3 protein-coding genes are annotated in these 4,512 nt (G+C 46.6%); 2 read left to right on the forward strand and 1 reads right to left on the reverse strand.

The window, feature by feature from the left end; all coding sequences use genetic code 11:
• Nucleotides 1-161 precede the first annotated feature (161 nt).
• Nucleotides 162-1,844, reverse strand: a complete 1,683-nt coding sequence (locus tag ACO4PX_RS08780; protein WP_485572312.1) for a methyl-accepting chemotaxis protein — start codon at nt 1,842-1,844, stop codon at nt 162-164.
• A 362-nt stretch (nt 1,845-2,206) separates the two neighbouring features.
• Here ACO4PX_RS08780 and ACO4PX_RS08785 point away from each other — a divergent pair, with 362 nt between their 5' ends.
• Both ACO4PX_RS08785 and ACO4PX_RS08790 read left to right on the forward strand, forming a co-directional pair.
• The gene (locus ACO4PX_RS08785) at nt 2,207-3,718 is read left to right on the forward strand and encodes a C69 family dipeptidase (RefSeq protein ID WP_485572313.1); all 1,512 of its coding nucleotides are present in this window, start codon (nt 2,207-2,209) and stop codon (nt 3,716-3,718) included.
• 124 nt (nt 3,719-3,842) lie between these two features.
• A partial coding sequence (locus ACO4PX_RS08790; RefSeq protein ID WP_485572314.1) for an ABC-F family ATP-binding cassette domain-containing protein occupies nt 3,843-4,512 on the forward strand: 670 nt, incomplete at its 3' end.

Here is a 4,512-nt window from a genome sequence, read left to right on the forward strand (position 1 = left end):
CTTTAGTCAGGGGGGAGGCAACGAGATATCGCACACTACGCGTGCGATACTCGTTAAGAATAAAAAATCACCCGGACCCGAAGGCCCAGGCGATGGAGGGATAGCATAATGAAATCTATAGTTTCTTGAATTGCTTTTATATTTAGCTCTATAGCACAGCTTTAAAGTTTGAACTTTGCCAAAAGCTCTTCCATGTTTTGTACCTGATCGAAAAGCTTTGCGCTGCTGGCGGCGGACTCTTCCGCAGTAGCGGAGTTATGCTGTACCACAGCGGATACCTGCTCCAAGCCCTGGGCAATTTCTTCCACGGATTTGGACTGTGTTTGAGAAAGGCTTGCGATTTCCGTAATCTTCTCATGCATTTCCTGAGAACGCTTCACAATCTGTGCCAAGGACTTTGTGGCTTCCTCAGTCATTTGAGAACCGGTCTCGATGGAGCGGACGGTGTTTTCAATAAGGGCGGTGGTGTTCTTTGCCGCCTCTGCGGACTTTCCGGCAAGGTTTCTAACCTCATCCGCAACCACGGCGAAGCCACGGCCGAATTCTCCGGCTCTTGCCGCCTCTACAGCTGCATTTAAGGCTAAGACATTGGTTTGGAAGGCAATGTCGTCAATGGTGTGAATGATATTGCTGATTTCCTGAGCGGTATGGTTCATCTCGCTCATGGAGTCATTTAAGGCATTCATTTGCGTACTGCTGGATTCCAACTCCGTTTCTGTGGTTTTGGAAAGAAGAGCGGCATTTTCCGCATTGTCTGCATTGTTTCGTACCTGATCGGATACGGACTGAATGGTAGCGGAAAGCTCTTCCAAGGAGCTGGCCTGTTCAGCGGCTCCCTGAGAAAGCACATCACTGCCGTGGGAAACTTCCTTGGCGGAAGCATTGACCTCTTTAGAGGCATTTTCAATTTCCAATAAGGTGCCCTTCAGCATGGACTGGATGGTCTTTAAGGATTCACAGATGGCGGAATAATCTCCCTTGTACATCTTCGGGCAAGCGGCTTCATCCCGGAAATTTCCGGCAGCCATATTGCCTAAACGGCTTACGATATCTGCAATAACGGACTTTAAGTGGGCATTCATATCCTTAATGGCCTTTACGGTGCTTCCCACCTCGGTTTCATCTACGGGAAGAGCCAAATGGGTATTCATCAGCTCACCCTGAGAAAGTCCCAGCATACAATTTTTGATAGCAAGGAGAGGCTTCATCAGCTCTGTCCGAACGAAGAACACGGTTATGAGTACGAAAATAATGGTGGGAATCAGGAGGAAAAGGCTGAGAAATTGGGTCAGGGCAGCCATTTGTTCTGCAGCATGACTCTCTCCCTGCGTTCTTTCCGCTACCTCATCATAAAGAGTGTCATAGTCATCGGAAACCGCCTGCTCCTTCTCCTGATAGTCCTGACTGTAGAGTAAGTCCAAGGCTCCCTTAAGATCTCCCTGTTCCACCATGGTAAAGGACTGAGCCTCTAAACCGGCAAGATAGGTAGAGGCATCGGACATTCCCTTTAAGGCGGCCTCTTCCGACTCGCTTAAACCGTATTTATGCATGACCTCCACGGCATTTTCCCGGTTTTTATCCACGGTCAGTTCCTTGTTGTAGGCATCCAAATAAGCTTTATCGCCTGTTGCGGCATAGGCTCTGGAGGTTTTACTCAGGGTAACACTACCATCGGAATAGTCTCCGGCAGCCACGGTTAATTCAAACTGCTCCTTTATAAGCTCTGTAGCTTTTTTGCTTTGCACCTTATTTACTACACCGGCAAATGCGGTTAGGAGCAAAAGCAGAATACTCCCGATCGAAAAAAAGGCTAATTTAGTGGACTGGTTCCATCTCTTTTTCATAATCCCCTCCTAGGATGAGTCCAATATCTTGGTCTTCATTGTTTTTGCATACTATTCTGCATACTAACAGTTTAAGATAATGGTATTTTGCTTACGGTTCTGTGTAAGTATTAGATTATCGGCAAGATACAAAATTAATTAAGCTCTAAAGTAAGACAAAGAGTAAATAAGAATAAATATTATTTTTTAGAACTTTGTTTAAAATATACAAATAGATGAAAAGGGAAAGAATCTTTCCGTCTATAGAAAAGCCCTTAGGAATGGGGTATACTAAAAAACAGAACAAATAGAGGTTAAAGGCAGAAAGCAAATGTCACAAACCCTCAGCAGAACAAAAGGATAAGACATAAAGGAGGCAGAAGATGGCTTGTACAACGATTTTGGTAGGAAGAGAGGCATCCTACGACGGGTCCACTATGATTGCAAGAAATGAGGATTCCGGCTCAGGATCATTTTCCCCTAAGAAGTTTATAGTGGTGGAACCCAAGGACCAGGGCGAGACTTATACCTCGGTACTGTCCCATGTGACCATTCCCCTTCCCAAGAATCCCCTTCGCTACACCTGCATGCCCAATGCGGTGGCAGGAGAAGGCATCTGGGGTGCAGCAGGGGTAAACAGTGAAAATGTTTCCATGACCGCAACGGAAACCATTACCAGTAATGAGCGGGTGCTCTCCGGAGACCCTCTGGTAGTGTATAAGAAGGCGGAAGACGGAGAAGAGGAGCAAATCGGCGGAATCGGTGAAGAGGATTTAGTTACTTTGGTGCTTCCTTACATTCACTCCGCTAGAGAGGGTGTGCTTCGTTTAGGAGAATTACTGGAGCAGTACGGAACCTACGAGATGAACGGCATTGCCTTTTCCGACTCGGAGGAAATCTGGTGGCTGGAAACCATTGGCGGACATCACTACATTGCCAGAAGAGTGCCGGACAATGCTTATGTGATGATGCCAAACCAGCTGGGCATCGACTACTTTGACTTTGAAGATGCCTTTGGGCAGCAGGAGGAATACATCTGTTCCAAGGATTTAAAGGAATTTATCAAAAAGAATCATTTAGATCTGCGCTTTGAAGACGAAATCGAAAAGACCGGGGGAGACTGGATTAATCCAAGAGAGTGCTTCGGCTCCCATTCCGATGCGGACCATGTGTATAACACCCCAAGAGCCTGGTATATGGCAAGATATTTTAACCGAAATACCTTCCGTTTCGAGGGGGAAAATGCGGAGTTTACCCCGGAATCCGATGACATTCCCTGGTGCTTATGCCCGGAATTAAAGATTACTCCGGAGGATGTAAAATATATCCTTTCCGCACATTTTCAAGGCACTCCCTACGACTGCTACGGAAAATACGGGGAGGAAAAGGAAAGAGGAAAGTACCGTCCCATCGGGATTAGCAGAAACAATTTCTTAAGCCTTACCCAGATTCGTCCGAATGTGCCTAAGGAATATGCGGTTTTGGAATGGGTATGCTTCGGCTCCAACACCTTCAACGCCTTTGTGCCCTTCTATGCCAATATCGATAAGACTCCGGAATACTTTGCCAATACGGAAAAGCGGGTAACTACGGAAAGCTTCTACTGGGCAAATCGCATTATCGGAGCTTTGGCAGATAGCCAATACAGCCACTGCCGCTCCCATATTGAACGCTACCAGAGCAAGGTGCCCACTAAGGCTTACACGATTATGAAGGCCTTTGAAGAAGAGCTGGAAAAGCACGGAAAGAAGAAAAAAGGAATTTCCTCTTTATTAGAAGAATGCAATGCAAAGATAGCGGACATGTTAAAGAAAGAAACCGAAGACGTACTGGATAAAGTACTCTATGAAGTCAGCTGCCAGATGAAGAACGGCTATGGCCGCTCGGATGCTTAACAAAGAACTTTTTTGGGGAAAAGCCCTACTCCCCTTGCCAGTTCTTCCGCTTTCCCCTTATAATAGGTGGGAAAAAGCCATTTTGTAGAAAAGTTCCGAAATATCGGAAGCAGAGAGGGGAAAAATGATTGCAGCAAGTAATGTAACCTATCGTGTAGGGAAGAAGGCCCTTTTTGAAGAGGTCAACATCAAGTTTACGGAGGGGAACTGTTATGGGGTAATCGGTGCCAACGGTGCCGGTAAGTCCACCTTGTTAAAGATTTTATCCGGAGCATTGGAGCCCACTTCCGGTGAAGTCATCATTACCCCGGGACAGCGTTTGTCCGTATTGGAACAGGATCAGTTTAAATATGATGCTTACCCGGTGCTTAGTACCGTAATCATGGGAAATAAGCGCCTGTATGAAGTGATGCAGGAAAAGGACGCGCTTTACGCAAAGCCTGATTTTTCCGATGAGGACGGTATCCGTGCAGCAGAGCTGGAAGGGGAATTTGCCCAGATGGACGGCTGGAATGCGGAGTCCGATGCGGAGACCATGTTAAACGGCCTGGGAATCGGCCCGGAGCTTCACCACAAGATGATGAACGAGCTAAAGGGTTCCGAGAAGGTGAAGGTACTTTTGGCTAAGGCGCTTTTCGGAAATCCGGATATCCTGCTTTTGGACGAGCCTACCAACCACCTGGACTTGGGATCTATTGAGTGGCTGGAGGACTTCCTGATTAACTTTGAAAATACCGTGATTGTAGTCAGCCATGACCGTTACTTCTTGAATAAGGTTTGTACCAATATTGCGG

The sequence above is a fragment of the Oribacterium sp. genome (assembly GCF_057249185.1).